The following is a 23,577-nucleotide window of genomic DNA, read 5'->3' as shown; positions in this document are numbered from 1 at the left end:
GTTTTTGCTATCGTTTTCATGACTGTATGTTTTAGAATTTCTTATTGTTTTTATACTGATGAGACGCCAGTAACCGGAAAACGTTGCAGCGAAATTGCTTGTATTATACCAGCATCAGTTACATTCAGACCAACGCCTGTAATTTCTCGACGAACGGGGATTAACAAATGAAAGATTATAAACGCTGGGATACAGAATGGTAATTTCTCTCCAAAGTTTAGTGCTTTGAAAGTGATAACCATTCTTTTGGTACTACAAGATTCAACACCGATGCATGAATTATCACATCAATTTATGACTATCCGGGAATCTGAATAGTATCGTAAGTAGCAAAAAAAACTGCCTATCGCAGGATTTCCTTTTTTAATACTACTTTTAGAAAAGTTATTGTATTGCAACCGAACTAAACAAATCTGATTCTTTAAAGGTTAATTAATAAAGTTAGGCTGCTAAGTAGCGTATAGATAAGTAGGTCGATAGTATGCATATCAGTATGAGTAACCATATTTATAATTGTATTAACTGCAACTTTTGTTGCCACTCATTTTAAAGTGATTTATTATTTTAAATTGCTTTCGTTAGCCTTTGGTAAGCCAGCTTAACTTTTTGTTGATAACCATATAATGAATTACACACGGCATATGTATAGCTTAATATATACCAGTGTTGCCACCACGGTAATGCAACCTGCAAAACTTATTGAGATTTTAAAATACTCTAGAGAATGGAATAAGGATCATAATATTACAGGCTGCCTGGCCTATATTGAGGGTCAAATATCTAATGCTCATCAATGCAGGTTTATTCAGGTATTGGAGGGGCCTGAACAGGAAATAATCAGCCTTTTTAAAAATATTAAAAAAGATACCCGTCATTGTAATGTTACCCTCATTAAACAGGGTGAGATTGAAGACCGAAATTTTGATTCATGGGAAATGGGTTTTGAAAGGATGATACTTGATGATAACCCTATTTTAAAAAGTTTTTTTAAGTTAGATCCTCAGGTGCTTGCGGCGCATGGCAATATTCAAAATAATATGCTGATGGAGTTTATGAAGACATTCTATAATTACCTTTAATAAGGATGGTTTGTTGTTGTTGTGCGGGGATTATAGGTGTAAGAAGCAGGAAGCCAATCAAACTGGAAGAACTTTGGAGTTATAGCTACAGCGCACCAGGTTTTTCAAAAGGAAGATCAAAGTGAGACGTTCTCTTTCGCTAAAATATATGCAGGTTCTGTTCTGATTTTTTTGTGAGCACCGTATAGGCATTAGCAAACTGTTCTTTTTTCTTTAAGCCAAGAAGATTTCCCATAGTTTTCTTAATACGATATTCCAGTTCGATTTTGAAACTCTTAACAAAGCTTTTAGGGATTTTTCTATTTATAAAATCGTTAAACTTTACTGTTTCTGGTGCAGTCATCGAGATTTTGTCTGCTAAAATTTCCAATCCCTCACTTTGTAGTAAAAACCGTAAGGATGTTGGCGTGTACATATTAATGTGGCCATAATCAAGAAAGTGTTTCATCCTCTTGTCTACGCCAAAGCGATAATCTTTTGGTACTTCAAAAACAATGTATTTTGCTACACGCTTTAATTCTCTGATTAATAAACGCTCATGCTCCACATGTTCCAGTACATGGGCCAGGATAATCAGATCAAAAGAATCATCTGCATACGGAATTTTGTAGCCATCAAAAGTGCGGGCCTCTTTTAATTTCGGGAGTTTTCTTTGTTTGATGCGATCGACACCACTTTGAGCAATTTCTAAAGCATAAAGTTCTGGTGAAAAATTCCATTCGTTTAAAAAATGAAGAATACTTCCGTCGCCTGCCCCAACTTCCAGCACCTTTTCAGGTTTAATATTTTTACAAACCTCTACAATGTTTTTCGCTTTATATTTTGCACCTAACATGCGCCAGGCCACATCATTGTTATTGTAAAAATTATCGTAAGCTGCTTTTAAATTTTCATCAATCATCATGTAGTGCAGGTATAGGTCAGAAGGTTTAGGTTAAAACGAATGTGTTAAAACTTAATTGTTTAAGGCAAGGAAATCTTAGGTTAGATATTAAGGCAATTGTTCGCCTTGTAAAATACAGACGTTGCCTTTTCGTAGAATAAACCTGGAGAAATACCACTGAAGCTAATTTCCTTGAAGCCATTTTCTTTCAGGAGCATCCTTGCAGGCTCATAAGCTTCACGCTCACTATCATCTAGGATAACCACACCCTCTGGAGATAAAGCAGCTAAGCTATACTTGCAACAGTTCACACGGTCACGTCCATCAACAATAATAATATCAAATTGCTGATTTAATAGGGTTGCCTTTCTGGCATATTCACCGTCTTTATGCAGTTCACAGAAAATCATCTCTGCATTTGCCGGGCTCGTACCTTTCACCTTATCGAACCAGCCTTTGTCATGCTCTACCGAAGTCACTTTCCCTGCACGTTCGGCATAGAAAATAGTTGAACTCCCTGAACCATATTCAAAGATATGTTGGCTTTTCGTTATTCTTTCCTTAATGAAATCAATAAACGAGTAGGTTACCCAAGGCAAAGCTTTGCCTTCGCCATCAACAGCCTGTTTTTGATCAAAAGCTGTAAACCAGCCAATGCTGTTTAAATAACCTTTATGTCCGTATGATAATAATGCTTTCAGCCGATTAGGCTTTGCAATTAGTGATGCTAGTGCTTTTAAAGTGCTCAACGTTTAAGTATTTTTTGAAATGCGGTGATCAAAAATAATGATTTTAACATCATTATCCCCTGCTGACGGGTTTTTGGAATTAATAAAACATAAAAAGTGGAAACAAAACAAGCAATGAGTGTAGCAATCGAAGCGCCAACGCCTGCATATTTTGGAATAAGCCAGAAGTTTAGCAAGATATTGGTAATCGCGCCAGCAGCCGTACGATAAAATGAAATTTTGGTATATCCTTCTGCGATCAAATACTGAGAACTGGCCATTCCTAAGAAAACAAAAATCCCCGACCAAATATGGATTGAGAGCATTGGTCCGGCGCCATCGTACTTGCCACTATAGGCTAAGTGTATCAAATCAGAACCGAAAAAGCTAATAAATATGGCTATTGGAATATTAATATAAACCAGCAAATCATATAAGTTTCCGAGACGTTTTTCATACCTGTTTAAATCGGTTTTTCTGGCATTTAGCAGTGCCGGGAAAACAGAGGTTACTATGGCGCTGGGAATAAAATACCATGCCTCGCTCAAATTTTGGGCGCTGCTGTAAATTCCAACGGCCTTACTCCCTACGCTTTTTAACATCACTACATCTATTTTCATATAGATGGTAACCATCACGGCCGAAAGAATTAAAGGAGAAGATTTAATCAGCAACAACTTTGCCCGTTCTTTATTAAAGGTCCAGTTTAAGATTTTTAAACCTCGGTTTTGGTAGGCAATTATCAAGCCCGCAGCCAGAACAACCGCATCTAATATGTAGGCAAATACAATGTAAATTAAGGGCAAGCTAAAAGTGATAATTACCACTTTAAAAATCGATGTAACGATAAGACTCACATTTTGCACCTGTACAACATACTTAGATTGTACCTTAGACTGAAAATAAGAGTCGATTACATTAAATGATTTAAAAAAAGATGCAAATGCTAATAGGGCGATTAATAAGGTAAGTGAATCTCCGGGGTTTGAAGATAAGCTATGGCTGATGAGATAAATTCCGATGGCAATTGGAATCAGTAAGCCATTTGCAACCATTCTTAAAACCACTGAAGTGCCCAAAATTTCATCTCGTTTCGAGGGATCTTGAATTACTTCACGGATAATGAATGTGTCTAATCCTAATCCTCCAACTGCGGCTAGAATAGCAACTAATGATAATCCAAAACTTAAATCTCCGAATAAAATTGGTCCCAGATATCGGGTAATGGCCAGGTTTACGATCAAACTCACCACCTTACCAAACATCAGCCAGCCCGCATTTTTTAGATACTTGTTAAACGCCTCTTCATCAAAACCTTTTATGCCTGGTAATTTCATTAGCGCAAAGATGTAAAAAAAATGCGTTAACTAGGTGAGTGGTGCGCCAACGGCAATATCACACCTGTGGCCAGGGTCGCCATGTTTTGGATTTAATTTAGTGCCACTCGGTGTAGTTTCTACAATTTTGGTTGATGTAGAGGTAACCTCAGGTGTTTTAACCGTTGCTACCGGAGTTGCTACAATTGCTTTACTATTTAGTGGTGCACCAACTGCAATGTCGCAACGATGATTTGGCTGGCCATGTGGCGGGTTCATTCCTTTAGCAACTTTTACAGGCGCCTGTTGAATCACTGTTGCCTGGCTACTGGTGGTTGTGGCAGATCCTGTTGGTTTGGAATCTAATGGCGCACCAACTGCAAGATCGCATCGGTGACCTGCTTCGCCATGCTTGGGGTTCAATTTTTTACCTGATGTATTTACCGACGGAGAAACGGCGACTGCTGTAGGTTGCACAGGCGTATTGGTGTTGATTGTTTGAGGTTGTGCAGCAATGGTTTGATTTAGCGGAGCGCCAACTGCAAGCGCGCAGGTATGTCCCGGTTTGCCATGAGCAGGATTGTATAATAAAGCACTTTTCGTGCTTCCGATAGCTGGTGAAGTAATATTTTTTTGTAGCCCATTTATACCACCAGGTGTTTGCACGATGGCCTGAGTATTTTCTGTATTTCCACTATTGCAGGCACAAAACAGAACAATTGCTGATAGGTATAAATAATTTTTCATGAGTGTCAATTTATGGGGTTACTCAAATATGCTAAAATATCCTATGTTTTGAAACTCTTTTCTATTCTTTCCAATTGTTTTAAATGATGCTTGAGGTGAATTTCTATAAACCTTAACCATTGATTAGCATTTAAATAGCCTAAACGAGGATGTTTAGTTTTTAATTGCAAATCTGCCCTTGGTATTGCCGGATAGGAGGTTTCGAGTGCAGTTTCAAATTCAAGAATAAAATCTAAAGCTTCCGTTTTACTGATCTTTTTTACACGGTCTGCAATTCGCTGGGGCACTTTATAATTTTGTGCAGGTGGCAATGAACCAAGTAATAAGATCAACCTAACAATAAAGTGCGTCGGTTTCTTCTCCCCTTTTCCGGTAATAGAATTATTTAAAGCAATTAAAGAAAGCAGACTTGCATCAAAAATATGAGAATAAACCTCACTATAACTCCAACCACCTATAGGCGGTGTACGTTGAAAATCAAGCTCGGCATAAGCAGATAATTTCGACCTATAGGAAGCTACGATTTGATGGATAGAAACCTTAACTTTTGCTGTATTCATTTCTAAATATAGGCAACTGGAGTTAAAATAAATGCAATAGCTCTTTTAGATGTGTAATTTGGCCATTAACATCAGCAGGTTTCTCTTTTTTCATCGTATTAAAAAAGATCGCTTCCATTCCAAAATTCAAGGCTCCATAAATGTCAGCCTCCAAACTGTCGCCAATCATAATACTTTCCTCTTTTGTTGCATTTGCTTTTTCCAATGCATGTTCGAAGATTCGTGGGTTAGGTTTATTTACGCCAACATCTTCTGAAATAATTACATTTTTGAAATAAGGATTCAGGTTCGAAAGCTTCATTTTGGTGAGTGTAGTTTCTTTGAAGCCATTAGAAATGATATGCAATGTATACTTTTCTTTCAGATAAGTTAATACTTGTTCGGCATCTTCAAATAATTTCGTTTTCGTAGGTGATATCGTTACATAATCATCTTCAAACTGATCAGGAACTGCATCAGGACTGATACCTAGTTGGATGAAGGTTTTACTGAACCGCTCGGCCCTGAGGAAATCTTTTGTGATTTTTCCAAGGTGATAATCTGTCCAAAGTTGGTGGTTGTTTTCGGTGTAAGCAATGATGAAATCATCACAGGAATGAAGCCCTAAGCCGCGCAGGTTGTAAGTTTCGTATAGCTCGTTTAATGTTTCTTCCGCATTGCGATCAAAATCCCAAATGGTATGATCCAGATCGAAAAAGATGTGTTTTTTATGGTGATGCATAGTTGCTGGCAAAGGTAGCGGTTATTGGTTGCTTTATAGATAATTTGAAACTTTTGCAGTTAATTCTTCAATCAAATCTTCATTCATATATTGGTACTCATCCGGAATATGAAGCACAATTATCTCTGCGTGAACAATTTCACCACTAAACTTCTCAATAATTCGTTGCTTGTGTTTCTTTTCCATCACAAAAATTAAATCAGCCCAATTGAGGTGTTTCGCAGAAAGTTTAATTCTTGCTGAAGGTTCAGTGCCTGCAGATCTCACCTGATGTATTGGATGATTTTTAAAAATGGTTTCGGCAGTAGCACTTCGCCATTTGTTGCGGCTACAAACAAAAAGAATGTTCATTTAACAGATTGATTTACACTTTTTCTCCATAAGCGAGATCACCAGCATCACCAAGGCCTGGAACGATATAAGATTTACTGGTCATTTCCTCATCAATTGCGCCAAGCCAAAGTTTTGCTTTTGGCAGATTAGCACGTACATGGGTTACGCCTTCCACACTGGCAATAGCAGCAACAATATGTAATTCGGAAATGTTGTAACGGCTGATTAATTCTTTGCAACACATAACCATGCTTTGTCCGGTAGCCAACATTGGGTCAGCCATAATTAGAACCCGTCCATCAAGATCTGGCGTTGATACATAATCCATTTGAATTACAAAATCTCCGCTTTTCTTCACTTTCCTGAAAGCAGAAATAAAACAACACTCCGCCTGATCAAAAATATTAAGCAAACCCTGCTGCAGCGGGAGTCCGGCCCTTAAAATGGTAGCCAATACGGGTTGTTGTGCCAGTATATCACAGCTCGAAACGCCAAGAGGAGTAGTTACATCTTTTGGAATATAGGTGAGTGATTTACTGATTTCATAGGCGAAAAATTCGCCAACACGTTCCAGGTTTTTGCGAAAACGCATGGAATCTTTCTGGATATTTTCATCCCGAAGTTCGGCAATGAAAGTATTGGCTATTGATTTAGTTTTGCTTAGGTCAAAAATCATGAGGTTGTTTATTTGTTTATGCTACTTCTATTGGGCAGTTAAATCTACTATTTACTGATGGAAGATTCGTGGAATTAGCTTCCTGCGTATTCCAGCATGTGTTTAAATGCATTATTTAGCTTCTTGTATTTCAAATGCGTCGACAGGCTTCGCAATTTCCAGCTACTTACAAACATTCCATTCACCACTTTTACCGAATCGATAAAATGTTCCATTAGTTTATTTGTATCTTGGGTAGCCAATTGTTCAAGTGCGGCACCTGTAAAACAATATGATTTTACATTTAAAGGTGTTACTTTTTCCAATTGTAAATCGTACCAGCTAAATGGCGTACAGGTACCCGCTCTAAAACCCGGTGTTTCTGCATAGCCCATAGAATAATCTGATGTTACTCCGCTGTTGAGCAAGTTAAGGTAGCAGAGCGGAAATTTTAATACCTCCAATTGCTGGCTACTTAAGTTAACCAGATCAGGAAATATTTTTTTAAGCTTTGAAAGTCCGGCTTTTACATTGCTTACTTTTTGTTGCTCACTAGCGCAAGGTTGTAATAAACCAACAGTTGCTGTATTCAAACTTTTTGAGATTCCTGTAATGCCAATATAATCATCAGGAATCTCCGGAAAACCCAGAAAATAAACCGGGCTAATTTTCTTCAAGATAAAATGGTTAGCGGCAACAGGTAATACCTGCGCTATATTAATATCGAGGCCGGTAAGGCGATCAAAGCCAGCACTTATAAAATTATTTTCCTTGCTTGCCAGGGCATTAAACAAGAACTTGCTTTTATTGATGAAACCGTCTGGGATTTGCACAGGAACATCAAAATTTATGGTAGGTTGTTGTATAAAGTGTTTCTCGTAAAATTTAAATTCCGGATATTTAGTCCGAATGATATTTCTTAGAATTAGTGCCCACTCATCTATAATTGGGCGATCTAGAATTTTCCATTTATACTGATAACTTTTACTAGCCTTAAAATCATCTGGTGTTTTTTGTTGATGAAGATATTCTTCATATCTGCTTAGAATAAAGAAGGAAGCCGCAAAAACATCAAAAGGCAACAGCGAGTTTTGCACAGGAAAAGGAACCTGGTAATCTCCAAATGGAATTGTTTTAATTTTCGGATCTTCCAGCTTATTAGAAAAGAGTAATGCCGAACTTTTAAAAAACAGTTCGCCTGCTATTGGCGCATCACCATAGCTTATTTTAGCGTATTTACTTTCTAAGAAAAACTGACTATTTCCAGTAAATGTAACCTCAGCCTTGAGGATATCTCTAAAAATAAAATTGAAGATGTATTTTATTCTAGGGGTTAAAACTGTGGAGAAAACGATTAAATTCATACTTATTTAAACAATTTGGCGATGTATAACTAAGATTATTAATAGTATTCTCACAGGGATGAACTTCAGGTTAGCGAGATATTAAATAGTAACGGTATTTAACACCGATTTAATATTAATACAAAATATCCTTTCAAAAGTTTGTGGTGAAGGTCTTATCAGGAAAGAGAATTTTGGTGCTTTGACGGGTTTTTCCATTGGTTACATGAACAATACTCATTTGGTCGTCAAACAGATCGTATAAAATAGTATTGGTAACTTCGGCTGTTTTAAATGCGCTAACTTTATTTACCTCCAGGAAGATATTCGTGGCTTCATGATCAATCTCAAAACCAATATATTGTAAATTAACTGGCTTACCATTTACCTTAAGTTGCAGGTGACTGACCAGGTACTTTTTTACAACGTCATCCATTGCCGCTTTCATGGATGGTTTGGAAAGATCTGTTTTTTGTTTGTATAATTTAGCCAGAATGGATTCAAAATCATCAGTAAAAATCCTGCAGCTTATTTCCAGTGATTTTTCTTTCGCGTTGTAACTCAATTCTGTGGTACTCACATGAAGCGGATGTCTGACCTTTGCTGATACACTTAAGTAAAAAAAACAAAGTAACGGGAGAAAAAACTTTAGTTTATACATAATTGATTTTAAAAATTACTTTAACCAAAGTTACGATATTAATGTGCGTTTTTCGATCTGCTCATTAATGTTGGTAAGAAGTTGTCTTGATTTTACGTTTAAATGGTAACAAAGTTGGTGATTATACTAGTCTTTTTTGAATATGACTATATTTTTCAGCTAAAAAAATTAATTTTATGCCGCTAACAATAAAGCTTCGGCCAATAACTTAATTTTTCATGCCTTTACAGGATTTTATTTTTTATTTTAAGTTAGGTTGGGAACACATCATCAGTCTTGATGCATTAGATCATCAGCTTTTTATTTTAGCATTGATTGCAATCTACAGTTATACGAATGTTAAACAAGTTTTAATCCTCGTAACCGCTTTTACTATTGGCCATTCTGCCACATTATTACTTAGTGTTTTAGATGTAATCCGTTTTGACAGCGCCTGGGTAGAGTTTCTAATTCCGTGTACCATTGTAATTACTGCGGTGAGCAACCTGTTTAGGAAACAATTCGACATGGAATCGGTCAGAATAAATTATTTTCTTGCCTTAGGTTTTGGCTTAATTCATGGAATGGGTTTCGCTAATTCGATTAGAATGATGCTGGCAAAAGATCAAAACATGGGTTGGGGGTTATTTGGTTTTAATGTGGGTTTAGAAGCAGGACAAATTTTTATGGTCCTGATCATTTTGATCGTTACTTTTCTTACTTTTAATTATACAAAGATAAAACGAATTAGCTGGGTTCTATTTATATCAGCAGCCGTATTTAGCCTGGCTTTAAAAATGGCTTTAGAGCGAATCCCTTTCAATTAAAAACAATGATAAATAAACTATTTACATTACCCGGCCTGTTACTATTTTGTGGTAGTTTGGCTATGGCTCAAAACATTCAGAATAATCCTGGGAGCAACCATGGAAATAAATTCGAACAATTGGGTACTATTTTGCCAACTCCAAATGAGCAGCGTACTGCAAGTGGCGCGCCGGGGGTAAAATATTGGCAACAGCGTGCTGATTATAATATTAAGTGTGAACTAGATGAGAAAAACCTGACGTTGAAAGGTTCTGAAACAGTTACTTATACCAATAACTCGCCAGATCCATTAACTTATATCTGGTTACAGCTTGATGAAAATGAGCACAGCACAAGTAAAAGTGCCAACTATCAGGATGCCACAAAAATGCCAGCTGTTGGCACCACGCAAAGCCTGGATCAGTTAAGTTCAAAAGAAGATAACGGGAATGGAATCAATATTAGCAAACTTACAGATGCACTTGGTAAGAATTTAAGATATACCGTAAATAAAACCATGATGCGGATAGATTTACCGGTGGCTTTGAAAACTGGTCAGAAATTTATTTTTAATATAGATTGGAGCTATAAGATAACCGATAGAATGAGTGTTGGTGGCCGTGGAGGATATGAGTTTTTCCCTGCTGATGGAAACTATTTGTTCACCATGACACAGTGGTACCCACGTTTATGTGTGTATAGCGATTTTCAGGGTTGGCAAAATCATCAATTTACCGGCAGAGGGGAATTTGCTTTAACTTTTGGCGATTTTAAAGTACAAATGACGGTTCCTGCTGATCATTTAGTTGGTTCTACTGGCGAATGTATTAATTATAGTGCGGTGTTAACGCCTGCACAGTTAAGCAGATACAATACGGCTAAAACAGCTACGGCTCCTGTAGAAATTCAAACATTAGCAGAAGCTAAAACTGCCGAAACTAAAAAATCTACTGCGAAGAAAACATGGGTATTTAATGCCAATAATGTACGTGATTTTGCCTGGACCTCATCACGTAAGTTTATCTGGGATGCCATGCCGCAAAAGATTCAGGCCAATAATAATACCGTAATGTGTATGAGTTTTTACGGCAAAGAAGCTTATAATTTGTACAATAAGTTTTCTACAAGAGCTGTTGCGCATACCATTAAAACGTATTCTGATTTTACTATCCCTTATCCATATCCTGTAGCGCAGAGTATTGAGGCAGCGAATGGAATGGAATATCCAATGATTTGTTTTAATTACGGCCGTACAGATGCGGACGGTACTTATAGCGAAGGCACTAAAAACGGCATGTTAGGTGTGATTATCCATGAGGTGGGGCACAATTTCTTCCCGATGATTGTAAACAGTGATGAGCGCCAGTGGACCTGGATGGATGAAGGCTTAAATTCTTTTGTTGAATATTTAACGGAAGAACTTTGGGATAATAAATTCCCTAGTAAAAAAGGCCCGGCCTATACCATTGTAGATTACATGAAATTGCCAAAAGATGAATTGGAACCTATTATGACCAATTCTGAAAATATCGCCCGTTTCGGCCCGAATGCTTATTCTAAACCAGCAACAGGTTTGAATATCCTTCGTGAAACCATCATGGGAAGGGAGTTATTTGATTACGCCTTTAAAGAGTATTCGAGAAGGTGGGCATTTAAACATCCGGAACCAGCAGATTTATTCCGTACGATGGAAGATGCAAGTGGCGAAGATTTAGATTGGTTTTGGAGAGGCTGGTTTTATGGAACAGACCCTTGTGATATTTCTTTGGATAGCGTAAAATTCGCTAAAGCAGATTTCCCTAAAGAAGTTCCTGCGGCGAGATCCAGAATGCTTAAAATTGATAAGCCTGCCGTAAATGCCTTTGAAGACATCTCGAAAATTAGAAATAAAGAAGAAAAGAAAGGTAACTTCTATGTTGATAAGAATGCTGCAGCACAAGATTTCTATTATAAATACGATAGAGGTTTGGTAAATGTAGATACTACGCTTACCAATAAAGTAGAAATGGCAATGCCTTTCGAACTTGTGCCAGAAGCTGACCAGGATAAGTATAAAAACAAATTTTTATATGAGTTAAGTTTTAGCAATAAAGGCGGTTTGGTAATGCCTGTTATTGTTGAGTTTACTTACAAAGATGGTACGAAGGAAATTGATCGCATTCCGGCACAGATTTGGAGACATAACGAGTTGAAAACATCAAAATTCTATGTGAAAGATAAAGAAGTGGAATCAATTCTGGTAGATCCGCTTCGTGAAACTGCCGATATAGACACCACCAACAATAGCTGGGGTGGGAAAGCAAAAGAAAGCAAATTCAGAACTTTCAAAGCAAAAACCGGAGGCACGGTTCGCGGCCAGTCGGTTGGTTCAAACCCAATGAAAGTTGCTGCGGGTAAGTAATCATTACCGAATGATTAGTTATTACCTTATAAAAATCCTCGTTGAATTATTTCAGCGAGGATTTTTTGTGAATTGGTTATTGCTTTAAAGAAATATCCTTCCAGGATTGCACCTGATATTTACTTCTGTTCTGGTTTTGTCTTCCGCCGTATATCAGTGTTTTCTTTACTTCTTCTGGTGCAGCCAGTTCTGCAAACCTATCCATTTGCTTAAAAAGTTCAGTTGAAATAGTTTCTGTTGCTTTTATTTCAAAAACGTCAAAACCGTTATAGTTTTTCAATAATATATCAATTTCATTTCCATTACTGTCTTGCCAAAAATAATAGTCAAGATGTGTGTATTGATGATAGTTTTTTTTCTGTAATTCTGCCAATATTAAATTCTCAAATAAGCTTCCTTTAAGCCTGTTTAATATCATCTCATCAGCTGATCTGATTCCCAATAAATAAGACAATAGGCCAGTGTCGTAAAAATATAATTTAGGACTTTTTACTAAACGCTTATTGAAATTCTGATGATACGGCTGCAAAAGAAAAATCAGGTAACTGCTTTCCAGTATCGAGAGCCAGGCTTTTGCAGTTGGTTGTGATATGTTGCAGTCATTAGCCAAAGCACTAATATTTAGCAATTGTCCTGCCCGGCCTGCACATAAGCCTAAAAATGTTCTGAAGGCTTTTAAATCTTTTACATTTAAAAGTTCTGTTACATCCTTTTCTACATAAGTTTGAATGTAGTTAGTGTAAAATACTTTTGGATCTATATCCCGATCAAATATAGCGGGGTAAAAGCCTTTAAAAAGTGCTTGAGCGTAGTCATCTTCTAATAATTCGGCTGCTTTTAATTCCTCAAAATCTAAAGGAAGTAGTTTAAACAATGCCACTCTTCCTGCCAGGGTTTGTGTAATGCTATTTAATAAATGAAAGTTTTGAGAGCCGGAGAGAATATATTGTCCCATCTTTTTACTTTCATCCACTTTTGTTTGGATGTATGAAAATAATGAAGGCACACGTTGTACTTCATCCAGAATTACATTCTCACTATATTCTTTTAGAAAACCATTAGGGTCATCTGTGGCAAAAGCACGTATATCTGGATTCTCAAGGGAAATGTATCGGTAATCCTTAAACAACTCCTTTAATAATGTGGTCTTTCCCGACTGTCTTGGGCCAGTTAAAGCCAAGATGGGAAATTTAGATTGTTGCTTTTTAATTATATGCGTTATCTGTCTCTTAACAAACATATCAAATTGATTTAAAAACAAATATACTTCTTATTTTGAATTTACATAGCTTCTATTTTGAATTTACATAACTTTCATTTTGAATTTACATAACTTCTATTTTGAATTTGCATAGATTCTACTTTGAATTTACATAATGTGAATTTTGAAAATGCATGAAGTGTTGTGTCTAAAAAAATTGATAGTAGATTTAGTTTGAACATTATAAATACATGTCAGCGCCTGTCTATTACTTGGAAATAGGCTTTGCTTATTAATATAACATATGAATGAATCTGTATTGATTGTGAAATTTATAGGATAACATGCTGAAGAAGCCGTTTAAGACTTTATATTATACCTTATTAAACAACTTTCCTGACTTTCTGCTGTTTAGTCTTTACAGTCGAAAATCGTATATTTGATATTCATGAAATTTAAGATCACATCAGAATATAAACCTACCGGAGATCAACCCAGTGCCATAAAACAGTTGGTTGACGGTGTAAATGCCAATGAACATTACCAAACATTGTTGGGGGTTACAGGATCTGGAAAAACCTTTACTGTTGCCAATGTAATTGAGCAGACGCAGAAGCCCACGCTCATTTTAAGTCATAATAAAACACTTGCCGCGCAGCTTTACGGGGAGTTTAAAAACTTTTTTCCAGAAAATTCGGTAAACTATTTTGTTTCTTATTATGATTATTATCAGCCTGAGGCATTCATTGCATCAAGTAATACGTACATAGAAAAAGATTTAAGCATTAACGAAGAAATTGAAAAGCTTCGTTTGCGTACCACTTCCTCCTTAATGAGTGGAAGAAGAGATATTATTGTGGTTTCTTCTATCTCCTGCATTTATGGTATGGGAAATCCAGAAGATTTTTCGAAAATGGTATTTCGCTTTGCGGTAGGTTTAAGAATTTCTAGAAATGCCTTTTTACATAGTTTGGTAGAAATTTTATATTCAAGAACTACAACAGAATTTAAGCGCGGAACCTTTAGGGTGAAGGGCGATACCGTAGATATTTTCCCGGCTTATCTTGATCATGCTTATCGCATATCTTTCTTTGGAGACGATATCGAAGAACTTTCTGCCATAGATCCAGTTTCTGGTAAAACGATTGAGAAACTCGAGAATATGGCCGTTTATCCGGCAAATCTTTTCGTAACACCAAAGGATCGTTTTACTCAATCCATTTGGGGCATACAGGAAGAACTGGAGATTAGAAAAAATCAGCTCATTGCAGATAGACATTTGTTAGAAGCCAAGCGTTTAGAAGAACGTACTAATTTTGATATCGAAATGATGAAGGAGTTGGGCTATTGCTCCGGGATTGAAAATTATTCCCGTTTCTTTGATGGCAGAACGCCAGGGATGCGCCCTTTCTGCCTTTTAGATTATTTTCCGGAAGATTATCTAATGGTAATTGATGAAAGCCATGTTACGGTACCACAAATCAGGGCCATGTATGGTGGTGATAGATCAAGAAAATTATCTTTAGTAGAATACGGTTTCCGTTTACCTGCTGCGCTGGATAACAGGCCGCTTAACTTCAACGAGTTCGAAGCCTTAGCGCCGCAAACCATTTACGTAAGTGCAACACCTGCAGAATATGAACTGGAAAAATCAGAAGGTGTAGTGGTAGAGCAGGTAATTCGTCCAACAGGTTTACTGGATCCGGTTATTGAAATCAGGCCTGCCATTAATCAGGTAGATGATCTTTTAGATGAAATTGACATCACCATTAAAGATGGCGGACGTATTCTGGTTACTACGTTAACCAAAAGAATGGCCGAAGAACTGACCAAATACCTGGATCGGCTGAACATTAAAACCAGATACATTCACTCCGAAATTAAAACGCTAGAACGTGTTGAAATTCTTCGTGGTCTCCGTTTAGGAGAGTTTGATGTATTGGTAGGAATTAACTTATTGCGTGAAGGACTTGATTTACCGGAAGTTACTTTAGTGGCAATTCTGGATGCCGATAAGGAAGGTTTCCTGCGTTCAGAAAAATCACTAATTCAAACCATTGGCCGAGCAGCACGTAATGATCGGGGTAGAGTGATTATGTATGCTGATGGGATAACTGATAGTATGGAGAAAACCATATCAGAAACCAATAGACGGAGAGATATTCAAATTGCCTATAACCTGGAACATGGAATTACACCAAAAACAGTAGGAAAATCCCGTGAAGCGATTCTGGAACAAACTTCTGTTTTAGACTTCTCACAAAAAGCAAGCGATAATAAAGCCAGGGCATATGTGGAAAATGCAGAGATCAGTATCGCTGCCGATCCGATTGTGCAATACATGGGTAAAGGGGAGTTGCAGAAAGCAATCGATACGACTAAAAAAGATATGCAAAAAGCAGCAAAAGATATGGATTTCTTACAAGCTGCCAAGCTTAGAGATGAAATGTTTGCGTTGGAGAAGATGTTCGCAGAGAAATTCGGAAAGTAAAATAATATCTGGATAAATTTCTCATCTGTATTAAAATATGGAAATTTGCCAGACACAAATTAATTACAATGAACGGGCAAAATAGAAAAGATATATATCCAGGGTTAGAAGTAGGTATAATTTTAAAAAAAGATCAGCGATCTGGTAATATTACTTACGGAGTAGTAAAGGATCTACTGACTTCTTCTGCTTTTCATTCGCGTGGAATAAAGGTGAGATTGGATGATGGTCAGGTTGGCCGGGTAGCCGAAATTGTACAAGATTAAAACTATATCTTGTTTACTTACGTTAATTATTTGTAATCAAATTGCAATCAAAGGCGTAAAAAGTAACAAAATAAATCCTGATACGTCTATATTTGTATTAACAGTAATAAAGAATGGCAATAGTAAAATTCATTTTCATAGCAATATTAGTGCTTTGGCTTATTAGAATGCTGATTAGACTAATACTGCCTATGCTATTTAGTAACCTGGCAAGCAAAATGCAACAGCAGGCAAGCGGCCAGTCACAACAGCAGCAAAGGCGATCTGAACCAGAAGGTTCAATATCCATAGATTACATGCCACCAAAACAAACGGGTAAAACTGATAAGCTTGGTGATTTTGTAGACTACGAAGAAGTAAAAAAATAATAAGAAGCCCTGAGCAATGTCTCAGGGTTTTTTCGTTTGGCCTTTTTCGGCTGCTGCCCTGATCGTTTTGTTTCGTTCAATTAATAGTTTTCTCATATACTTTTCTAGTATCAGCCAGGTTACGAATCTACCCAATATACCTGTAGGTGCAATAAACTCAAAGATATCAGTCATCTCTGTTTGAGTACCAAAAGAGCGAAATTTGTGCTGATGATGAAGTTTCTTAAAGGGCCCACTTACCATTTCATCTATAAAGAACTGCGGAGATTCCATCGCCGTAATTTTTATCTTCATTGTAAAATTCATGTTGAAATGACTAGCCTTCCAGGTTACGGTTTCGTTCAAATTGATTAGCCCGGATTGCCTGCCTGCAATGGCTTCTTCACAAGAGGATTTCATCGATTGTAAGTGCAGATCAATACTCCTGGCCAAATCAAAGCACCTGCCTATTGGTGCATTAATTAATGTTTGGAGTATTATTATTGCCATCTCTTAGATTCTTAAGCTTAAAATATCATGCACAGCTTCCTCAATTTTGCTGTATTGAAATTCAAATCCATTATCCAGCAGCACTGCAGGTTTAACCCATCTGCTTTTTAAGATCAGTTCCGTTTCGGTACCAATAATTTTTGCACCAATGGCAAGTAACCATGCCGGAGTAGGGATACCAAGTGGGATTCCGTAAGCCTTTCTGATGGTTTGCATGAGTACTTCATTGGTAACCGCATGAGGTGCGGTACAATTTATGATGCCGTTTAATTCTTTGTGATTAAGCAGCCATTCAATGGTGAGAACAGCATCCTGCTCATGTACCCAGTTTACATATTGTTTTCCATCGCCCTGTCTTCCACCCAAGCCTAACTTTACTAAATTCAATAGCCTTGGAAAAGCACCATCAGTTCTGCCTAATGCAATGCCCATTCTTAACGCAACCATTCTGGTTTGAGGTAATTCATTTTCGAAAAAGCTACGCTCCCATGCTTTGCATACATCTATTGAAAAGCCATATCCTATTTCGCCAGTGTATTCATCCTGAGCATGATCTTCGGCATGGCGATAGATGGTAGCAGAGCTCATGTTGATCCAAAGTTTTGGTGGTGCGTTTAAATCTTTGATTACTTTTCCAAGTAAACGAGTGGGTACAACTCTTGAATTAACAATCTCTTCCTGGTTTTTCGGCGTATAACGGCAGTTTACATTCTTACCACAAAGGTTAATGAGCAAATCTGCATTTTCCATTTCGCTAACCCAGGTACCTACTGTTTTTCCATCCCAAACAATAGTTTTGATATTTCCGATTTGTGCTTTCGGTTTTCTGGCTAAAATGATCACTTGTTCCGCCTCATTACTAAAATGCTTTGCCAATAAGCTGCCCAGATATCCATTTCCGCCAGCTAAAATGATTTTTTGATAGATCATGATTTTTAAATGCTAAAGATTAATCCTAAAACGAACAGGCGATAAATAACCCAGGTGATGGTCATCAACCAACCCAGTTGTAACAACTTTGTTCTGCGTATGTGTTCCAGAAACATCAATCCTGCAACCATTAGGAAGTAAAGAATATATACAACTGGATGAAGATGAACGATTTGATCTACAATCAATCCCAATATCAGTATAATTGATCCGGCAAATGAGATTGTCATCATGTTTCCCAGATAATCCCAGAATTTTTCCCTTTTGTAGAAATAGATTATTATGCCTTGAAAGATCATTTGACCACCACAAATAAAATATTCCCTGTATGCACTGCCTAATGGTACATATTCTGTTAGCAAATGTGCATAAACGGTGAGAATATAAGATGTGCCTAACCAGGTAAGTAAAAGGTACGCTATTCGGTAAATGGCTTTAAAAGTTGGTTGAATGCTGTTTACCTTTGTCGCCGCCGGGATAATTACTTTCCGGTTGTAAGATATAAAGGCGTAAAGTTTAGCCATTACATAAAGAAATGGCTTAAAGACAAATAGCGGCCTGAAGACTGGCATTGAATTTCCAATCGCTTTAAAAAGACTTGCTATACCATAGGTCACTTCGCCACTTTCGGTATTTACCAATGCAATTTCGTTTGCTGCACGTTGCCGGTCTATCAAATGACAAATCTCAGCAGGCGTTTGTTGATAAGACTCCCGTCCATTTTCTGCTAACATACCGGTTTGAACAAATGCTTTAGTATAGACCCTACACATCGGACATTCTTCATCAAATAAAATCACATGGTTTTGAAGCTTTTTCATTTTTATAATATTTAATCTTTCAGTAATAAATGAAACTTTAGATTAAAAAATTAAGCCGTATAAAACATAAGGCTTATTGTTTATGGTGTAAGTTGGTATCTGCCTTGATCCTAAAATCTTACCACCACATTACTTAAACACTTTTAATACAGATCCCCAGAACCAGCTTTCCTCTGCTTTTAACATTGTTTCGAGCGTTTTATCTACATTGCCCGCAAGTTTGTTAATGTCTTCAATAGATTTTTTGAAAGTAATTAATTCCGGGTCTTTCTCGTTTCCGGTAACTGCCGATAATTCATTCAACACTTTCAGCACAGGTTCCAGTTCTCTTTTTTTACGTTCTTTGGCCACTTGCCGGGCAATGTTCCATACATCTTTATCTGCAAAGAAATATTCCTTACGTTCACCTGCTTTGTGTTGCTTTTCTATTAAACCCCAACCAATTAAATCCCTCAGGGTCATATTCGCATTTCCTCTGGAGATACTTAAATTCTCCATAATTTCTTCTGTAGTTAATGCTTCAGGCGAAATCAGTAATAAAGCATGCACCTGTGCCATGGTTCTATTAATTCCCCATTCAGAACCTAATTTGCCCCAGGCTTCTATAAACTTTAACTTTGCTGCTGCTAATTCCATAAACAAATATAATTATTTTATTAAACTTTCAAAAATTATTGAAAGTTTATTTACATTATTTTTATTCTTTATTTTCAGTGAGCTATTTTATGGACCTGTTAGTCTTCTTTATATCATTTGCAATGGCTTCTATGCTAACAATGCTCCCCTGGAGTTTTTGCAGCGTTTCCGTTAATGAAGAATCAAAATACACAGCGAGTTTTAGCAAAGGAACGGCAAGTTTAGGTTCGAACATGGTTCCTGCTGCAAAACCCGATTCATTATTTTTGGCCCGGTCGCGGTCAAATTTTACTGTGGTGTTTACATACTCCTCATGTTGTTTCTCTCCTCTAACATATGGCATAAGCCAGTCTACAGACTTCTTAATGGAAGAACCTTTTGGAGATTCATAGGTATAAAAGTTTTTCCCTTCCCCTCTATCGATCATAATGGCCAACTTAATTAAAGGTTCTAGATCATAGAGATGATAATGCATGGCATCTCTTTGCTTAAAATCCAAACTGGAACCATCCGGGTATAAATTAATAGCGATGTGACTTTTAAGATTTTCAATAGCCCAGGTAACGAACTCCCGATTATTTAATACATAACCTATTTCACCAACCTCTTTCAACCGATGGGCATTCCAGTTATTAATAGCAGTGCCTTTACCCGGTTTCATTCGTTTGCTGTTAATTTCAGCCCAGGCGGTTTCGGTTAACCATTTTTCAATAAGTTTTTTCTCCCCAACAGGAAGAGCTGCTTTTATCAGGTCATAAGCTTCAACTGCTTTATCAAGATTCGTGTCATCTATCGGATCACCTTTAGAATGATTCATCTTTGCCCAGGCGCTTAAAAACTCTGCGCTTTTTTTAAGGTATTTCTGATCATCTGTTATCCGATAGGCCATGGCAAGTGAAAACATCTTATTCATGTCTGCCAGTGATTGATACGTCCTTTCCTTTCGGGGATCTCCTTTCAGCAAGCCCTCTGTGCGAATGGTATCAATAGGATTTGGAAGATCATTAAGGTAAGCAACGGTAGATTTCTGAAAAACTAAATAAGCCTTTTTTGCAGGAGGATCATTCACAATACTCGCCTTCAAGGTCTTAATTTCTCCCTCATTTAAACTAACAATCTGTGCTTTTAATCCTGAGTATGCCATAAATAGTATACAAGTGAATACAAACTTTCTCATAATAAACAGGTTAAATTGGGGTTTCTATTTTTCAAAACTAAATTTTAATTCGACTCACATCTAATTTATTCCTTTTTTATCCCGCTCAATTTTTTATTTTTGACATTCGTTTAAACTTAAACAAACCTTAATGAATAACTGGTTTAATAAAAATGGCATCCATTTAGCCATTATTGCAATTTTTGTAGTCATTACTTTTGCCTACTTCAGTCCTGTTTTACAGGGTAAAGCACCACAGCAGGGCGATGTTTTGCAAGCGAAAGCCATGCAAAAAGAAATTATGGATGTCAAAGAAGCAACTGGTAAAGGTCCGCTATGGACAAACCAGATGTTCGGCGGGATGCCAGCCTATCAAATCTGGGTTCAGTATCCATCAAACATTACAACATATGGTATTGATTTAATAAAAGGTGTATTTCCTGATCCGGTTGGCACAGTAATCCTGTATTTATTAGGTGCTTATCTCCTTTTCTGCGTCCTTAAAATTAATCCATGGCTTGCTGCAGCTGGAGCAATAGCTTTTGCGTTTACCTCCTACAATTTTATCATCATCGCTGCGGGGCATAGTAACAAGGCGTTGGCAATTGGTTTTTTTGCACCAATTTTAGCTGCTATTATTTTAACTTTAAGGGGACGGTATTTGGTTGGAGGAAGCTTACTGGCGCTGTTTATGGCTTTAGAAATTCGTTCGAACCATATCCAAATGACCTACTATCTTTTTATCGCATTGTTCATTTTAGCCTGTATTGAATTCTATCATGCGTTTAAAACAAAGCAATTGGCTGGTTTTGGTAAATCAATCGCATTTACTGTTGGCGGAATTGTATTAGCTGTTTTAGTAAATGCAGGTACTTTATGGACAACCTATGAGTATGGAAAAGAAACCATTCGAGGAAAATCAAACTTAACTACAGACAAAGCAGAGCCTGCAAATGGTTTAGATAGGGAATATGCATATCAGTGGAGCCAGGGTGTTGGAGAAAGTTTTTCATTCCTGATTCCTAATATTTATGGTGGCGCCAGCAGTATTGATGAAATGATCAAACCTGAAAGCAATACCTATAAAGCTGTAGAAAAGAATCTTCAAGGTATTGACCCTAGACAAGTAATTGGCTATGTTGCTCAAAATTTAAATACAAATCAATATTGGGGAAATAAACCTGGTACTTCAGGTCCATACTATTTTGGAGCAATTATTTGTTTACTTTTCGTATTTGGCTTATTCATTGTTCAACACCGTTGGAAATGGTGGATTTTAGGCAGTAGCATTTTACTCTTATTTCTTTCATTCGGACAAAACTTTCCGTTGATTTCTGATCTCTTTTTCGATTACCTGCCCATGTATAACAAATTCAGGGCGGTAGAATCCATCCTTGCTGTTGTAGGTTTGTTAGTTCCTTTATTAGCAATTTTGGCTATTAAAGAAGCACAGGAAGGCAAATACGATCAAAAATATTTAGTAAAGAGATTAACATGGTCGGCTGGAATTACGGGGGGCTTATCCCTCATCGTTGCAGTTATGCCAACGGCATTCTTTAGCTTTACGCAAGCAAACCAACCTCAGGTTTTGGATGCGTTAACACAAGCCTTGCAAAATAATAGAGGCGCAGCAATGCAAATTATTAATGGCGTTGTGGAAGATCGTGTATCATTGGCACGTGCTGATGCTTTGCGTACCTTGCTATTCATCGTAATTGGTTTTGGTTTAACCTGGGCTTTCATTACCAAGAAAATGAATACGCAATTGGTTTTTGGCTTATTGGCGTTATTTATTTTAGTTGATTTGTGGCAAGTTGACCGTCGCTACCTAAGCAGCCAGAATTTTGTAAGCAAATCAGATTTGGCAAACCATTATCAGGCTAGGGATGTAGATAATTTTATTTCTGCGGATAAAGATCCAAACTTTAGGGTTTTCGACTTGTCATTAGGTGATCCGTTCAAGAGTGCAGAAACATCATATTTCCACAAAACCGTGGGTGGTTTCCACTCCGCAAGGTTAAAACGTTTTCAGGAGCTGGTTGACAATCAATTAACCAAAAGCATCAATCAGGATGTGTTGGATATGTTGAATACAAAATATATTATCACGCAGGATCCTCAAAACGGATCTTATAAAATGCAGCGTAATCCTACTGCTGCAGGTAATGCCTGGTTTGTAGAAAGCATTCAGTTTGTTAAAAATTCTGATGAAGAGATGAAAGCCATCAGCAGTTTTGATGCGAAGAAAGAAGCTATTGTAGATGAAAGCTATAAGGCATTGGTAGATAGCAAAATTTTAGGCACCGGACAGGAAGGTTTCATCAAACTAACGGATTATAAACCGGATCATTTGACTTATGAGTACTCTACGGCTAAAGAAGTGGTGGCTGTTTTCTCTGAGATTTATTACAACAAAGGCTGGAAAATGTACATCGATGGCGTAGAAAAGCCGTATTTCAGAGCAGATTACGTGTTACGTGCAGCGAAGCTGGAAGCAGGTAATCATAAACTGGAATTTATTTTCCACCCAACATCCTATTATGCAGGTGAAAATATTTCTCTTGCAGGCTCGATCATTTTAGTGTTAGCCTTAGGCTTCGGAATTTACACAGAAAACAAAAAGAAAAAAGGTGTTAAAGTTTAATACTTTCTTTAAATAGATTTTCACCCCCGTAGGATTTTGATCTTGCGGGGTTTTTTATTTTATGGATCAATATTTTTGCCACAGAAATACAGAAGCAACGGAATTTAGTTTGGAGTGTGTAGTTAGTAGTCGCCAGTCCGGAGTAGATACCTCAATAAATCGATAATGATTTAAACTATGCGAGGAAAACACTTTTCCAAAGCTCTTTATAAGCGCAATTGGGGAATTATAAAACCAATGTTATCGGTCTCTCTGCAGTCAACTATGCGCTACGAATCATTTTAACATAAATTATCATTTCGAAGAATAATTTAACACTGACGTAACATTTGTTTGATAAACAGCATCTTATCTTTATAATG

Annotated in this window: 23 protein-coding genes; 7 read left to right on the top strand and 16 right to left on the bottom strand. The window is 37.1% G+C overall.

The window, feature by feature from the left end:
- The first annotated feature begins 641 nt into the window (after positions 1-641).
- Complete coding sequence (locus SOM16_RS03815; RefSeq protein WP_320462664.1) at positions 642-1,079, top strand: BLUF domain-containing protein; 438 nt, start codon at positions 642-644, stop codon at positions 1,077-1,079.
- A gap of 139 nt (positions 1,080-1,218) precedes the next feature.
- On the opposite strand, the gene SOM16_RS03810 is transcribed toward SOM16_RS03815, so the two are convergent.
- The 10 genes from SOM16_RS03810 to SOM16_RS03765 form a co-directional block, all read right to left on the bottom strand.
- Positions 1,219-1,983, bottom strand: coding sequence for a class I SAM-dependent methyltransferase (locus SOM16_RS03810; RefSeq protein WP_320462663.1), 765 nt, complete (start codon positions 1,981-1,983; stop codon positions 1,219-1,221).
- 80 nt (positions 1,984-2,063) lie between these two features.
- The gene (locus tag SOM16_RS03805) at positions 2,064-2,711 is read right to left on the bottom strand and encodes an FkbM family methyltransferase (protein WP_320462662.1); all 648 of its coding nucleotides are present in this window, start codon (positions 2,709-2,711) and stop codon (positions 2,064-2,066) included.
- The gene (locus tag SOM16_RS03800; RefSeq protein ID WP_320462661.1) at positions 2,708-4,027 is read right to left on the bottom strand and encodes a flippase; all 1,320 of its coding nucleotides are present in this window, start codon (positions 4,025-4,027) and stop codon (positions 2,708-2,710) included. The genes SOM16_RS03805 and SOM16_RS03800 overlap by 4 nt, the downstream gene beginning before the upstream one ends.
- Positions 4,028-4,057: 30 nt before the next feature.
- On the bottom strand, positions 4,058-4,753 hold the full coding sequence (locus SOM16_RS03795; RefSeq protein WP_320462660.1) for a hypothetical protein: 696 nt from the start codon (positions 4,751-4,753) through the stop codon (positions 4,058-4,060).
- 41 nt (positions 4,754-4,794) lie between these two features.
- A complete protein-coding gene (locus SOM16_RS03790; protein ID WP_320462659.1) occupies positions 4,795-5,313 on the bottom strand; it encodes a DinB family protein in 519 nt (172 codons plus the stop codon).
- Positions 5,314-5,335: 22 nt separating this feature from the next.
- A complete protein-coding gene (locus SOM16_RS03785) occupies positions 5,336-6,034 on the bottom strand; it encodes a YjjG family noncanonical pyrimidine nucleotidase (protein ID WP_320462658.1) in 699 nt (232 codons plus the stop codon).
- 33 nt (positions 6,035-6,067) lie between these two features.
- Positions 6,068-6,385, bottom strand: coding sequence for a protein tyrosine phosphatase (locus SOM16_RS03780; RefSeq protein ID WP_320462657.1), 318 nt, complete (start codon positions 6,383-6,385; stop codon positions 6,068-6,070).
- A 13-nt stretch (positions 6,386-6,398) separates the two neighbouring features.
- Positions 6,399-7,043 carry a uracil phosphoribosyltransferase gene (gene upp, locus SOM16_RS03775; RefSeq protein ID WP_320462656.1) on the bottom strand — a complete coding sequence of 215 codons (645 nt, stop codon included), beginning with the start codon at positions 7,041-7,043 and terminating at the stop codon, positions 6,399-6,401.
- Positions 7,044-7,117: 74 nt separating this feature from the next.
- Positions 7,118-8,386 carry a DUF7033 domain-containing protein gene (locus SOM16_RS03770; RefSeq protein ID WP_320462655.1) on the bottom strand — a complete coding sequence of 423 codons (1,269 nt, stop codon included), beginning with the start codon at positions 8,384-8,386 and terminating at the stop codon, positions 7,118-7,120.
- 133 nt (positions 8,387-8,519) lie between these two features.
- Complete coding sequence (locus SOM16_RS03765) at positions 8,520-9,026, bottom strand: DUF6702 family protein (RefSeq protein ID WP_320462654.1); 507 nt, start codon at positions 9,024-9,026, stop codon at positions 8,520-8,522.
- A gap of 218 nt (positions 9,027-9,244) precedes the next feature.
- Between SOM16_RS03765 and SOM16_RS03760 the strand changes: the two genes are divergently transcribed.
- Positions 9,245-9,832 (top strand): HupE/UreJ family protein, encoded by a 588-nt coding sequence (locus SOM16_RS03760; protein ID WP_320462653.1) that lies wholly within the window; start codon positions 9,245-9,247, stop codon positions 9,830-9,832.
- 5 nt (positions 9,833-9,837) lie between these two features.
- Positions 9,838-12,213 (top strand): M1 family metallopeptidase, encoded by a 2,376-nt coding sequence (locus tag SOM16_RS03755; protein ID WP_320462652.1) that lies wholly within the window; start codon positions 9,838-9,840, stop codon positions 12,211-12,213.
- 76 nt (positions 12,214-12,289) lie between these two features.
- On the opposite strand, the gene SOM16_RS03750 is transcribed toward SOM16_RS03755, so the two are convergent.
- Complete coding sequence (locus SOM16_RS03750) at positions 12,290-13,453, bottom strand: ATP-binding protein (RefSeq protein WP_320462651.1); 1,164 nt, start codon at positions 13,451-13,453, stop codon at positions 12,290-12,292.
- Between the two features lie 409 nt (positions 13,454-13,862).
- Here SOM16_RS03750 and uvrB point away from each other — a divergent pair, with 409 nt between their 5' ends.
- From uvrB to SOM16_RS03735, 3 genes are all read left to right on the top strand, one after another.
- Complete coding sequence (gene uvrB, locus SOM16_RS03745) at positions 13,863-15,905, top strand: excinuclease ABC subunit UvrB (RefSeq protein WP_320462650.1); 2,043 nt, start codon at positions 13,863-13,865, stop codon at positions 15,903-15,905.
- Positions 15,906-15,973: 68 nt separating this feature from the next.
- Positions 15,974-16,171, top strand: a complete 198-nt coding sequence (locus SOM16_RS03740) for a YwbE family protein (protein WP_320462649.1) — start codon at positions 15,974-15,976, stop codon at positions 16,169-16,171.
- Between the two features lie 113 nt (positions 16,172-16,284).
- Positions 16,285-16,539 (top strand): DUF4834 family protein, encoded by a 255-nt coding sequence (locus SOM16_RS03735; protein ID WP_320462648.1) that lies wholly within the window; start codon positions 16,285-16,287, stop codon positions 16,537-16,539.
- Between the two features lie 21 nt (positions 16,540-16,560).
- Here SOM16_RS03735 and SOM16_RS03730 read toward each other — a convergent pair whose 3' ends face one another.
- From SOM16_RS03730 to SOM16_RS03710, 5 genes are all read right to left on the bottom strand, one after another.
- On the bottom strand, positions 16,561-17,028 hold the full coding sequence (locus tag SOM16_RS03730) for an SRPBCC family protein (RefSeq protein ID WP_320462647.1): 468 nt from the start codon (positions 17,026-17,028) through the stop codon (positions 16,561-16,563).
- Between the two features lie 3 nt (positions 17,029-17,031).
- A complete protein-coding gene (locus SOM16_RS03725) occupies positions 17,032-17,958 on the bottom strand; it encodes a TIGR01777 family oxidoreductase (protein ID WP_320462646.1) in 927 nt (308 codons plus the stop codon).
- Positions 17,959-17,963: 5 nt separating this feature from the next.
- Positions 17,964-18,779, bottom strand: coding sequence for a DUF393 domain-containing protein (locus SOM16_RS03720; protein WP_320462645.1), 816 nt, complete (start codon positions 18,777-18,779; stop codon positions 17,964-17,966).
- Between the two features lie 129 nt (positions 18,780-18,908).
- A complete protein-coding gene (locus SOM16_RS03715) occupies positions 18,909-19,415 on the bottom strand; it encodes a GbsR/MarR family transcriptional regulator (protein WP_320462644.1) in 507 nt (168 codons plus the stop codon).
- 82 nt (positions 19,416-19,497) lie between these two features.
- Positions 19,498-20,592: an alginate lyase family protein gene (locus SOM16_RS03710; protein ID WP_320462643.1), complete on the bottom strand. Its 1,095-nt coding sequence runs from the start codon at positions 20,590-20,592 to the stop codon at positions 19,498-19,500.
- A gap of 130 nt (positions 20,593-20,722) precedes the next feature.
- On the opposite strand from SOM16_RS03710, the gene SOM16_RS03705 reads away from it, so the two are divergent.
- Complete coding sequence (locus SOM16_RS03705; RefSeq protein ID WP_320462642.1) at positions 20,723-23,215, top strand: YfhO family protein; 2,493 nt, start codon at positions 20,723-20,725, stop codon at positions 23,213-23,215.
- Positions 23,216-23,577 lie beyond the last annotated feature (362 nt).

This window comes from Pedobacter sp. CFBP9032 (assembly GCF_034045265.1).
In the GTDB taxonomy this organism is placed as follows: domain Bacteria; phylum Bacteroidota; class Bacteroidia; order Sphingobacteriales; family Sphingobacteriaceae; genus Pedobacter.
The sequence above is the reverse complement of the archived record's forward strand: the minus strand, read 5'-3'. Positions and strand labels throughout refer to the sequence as shown.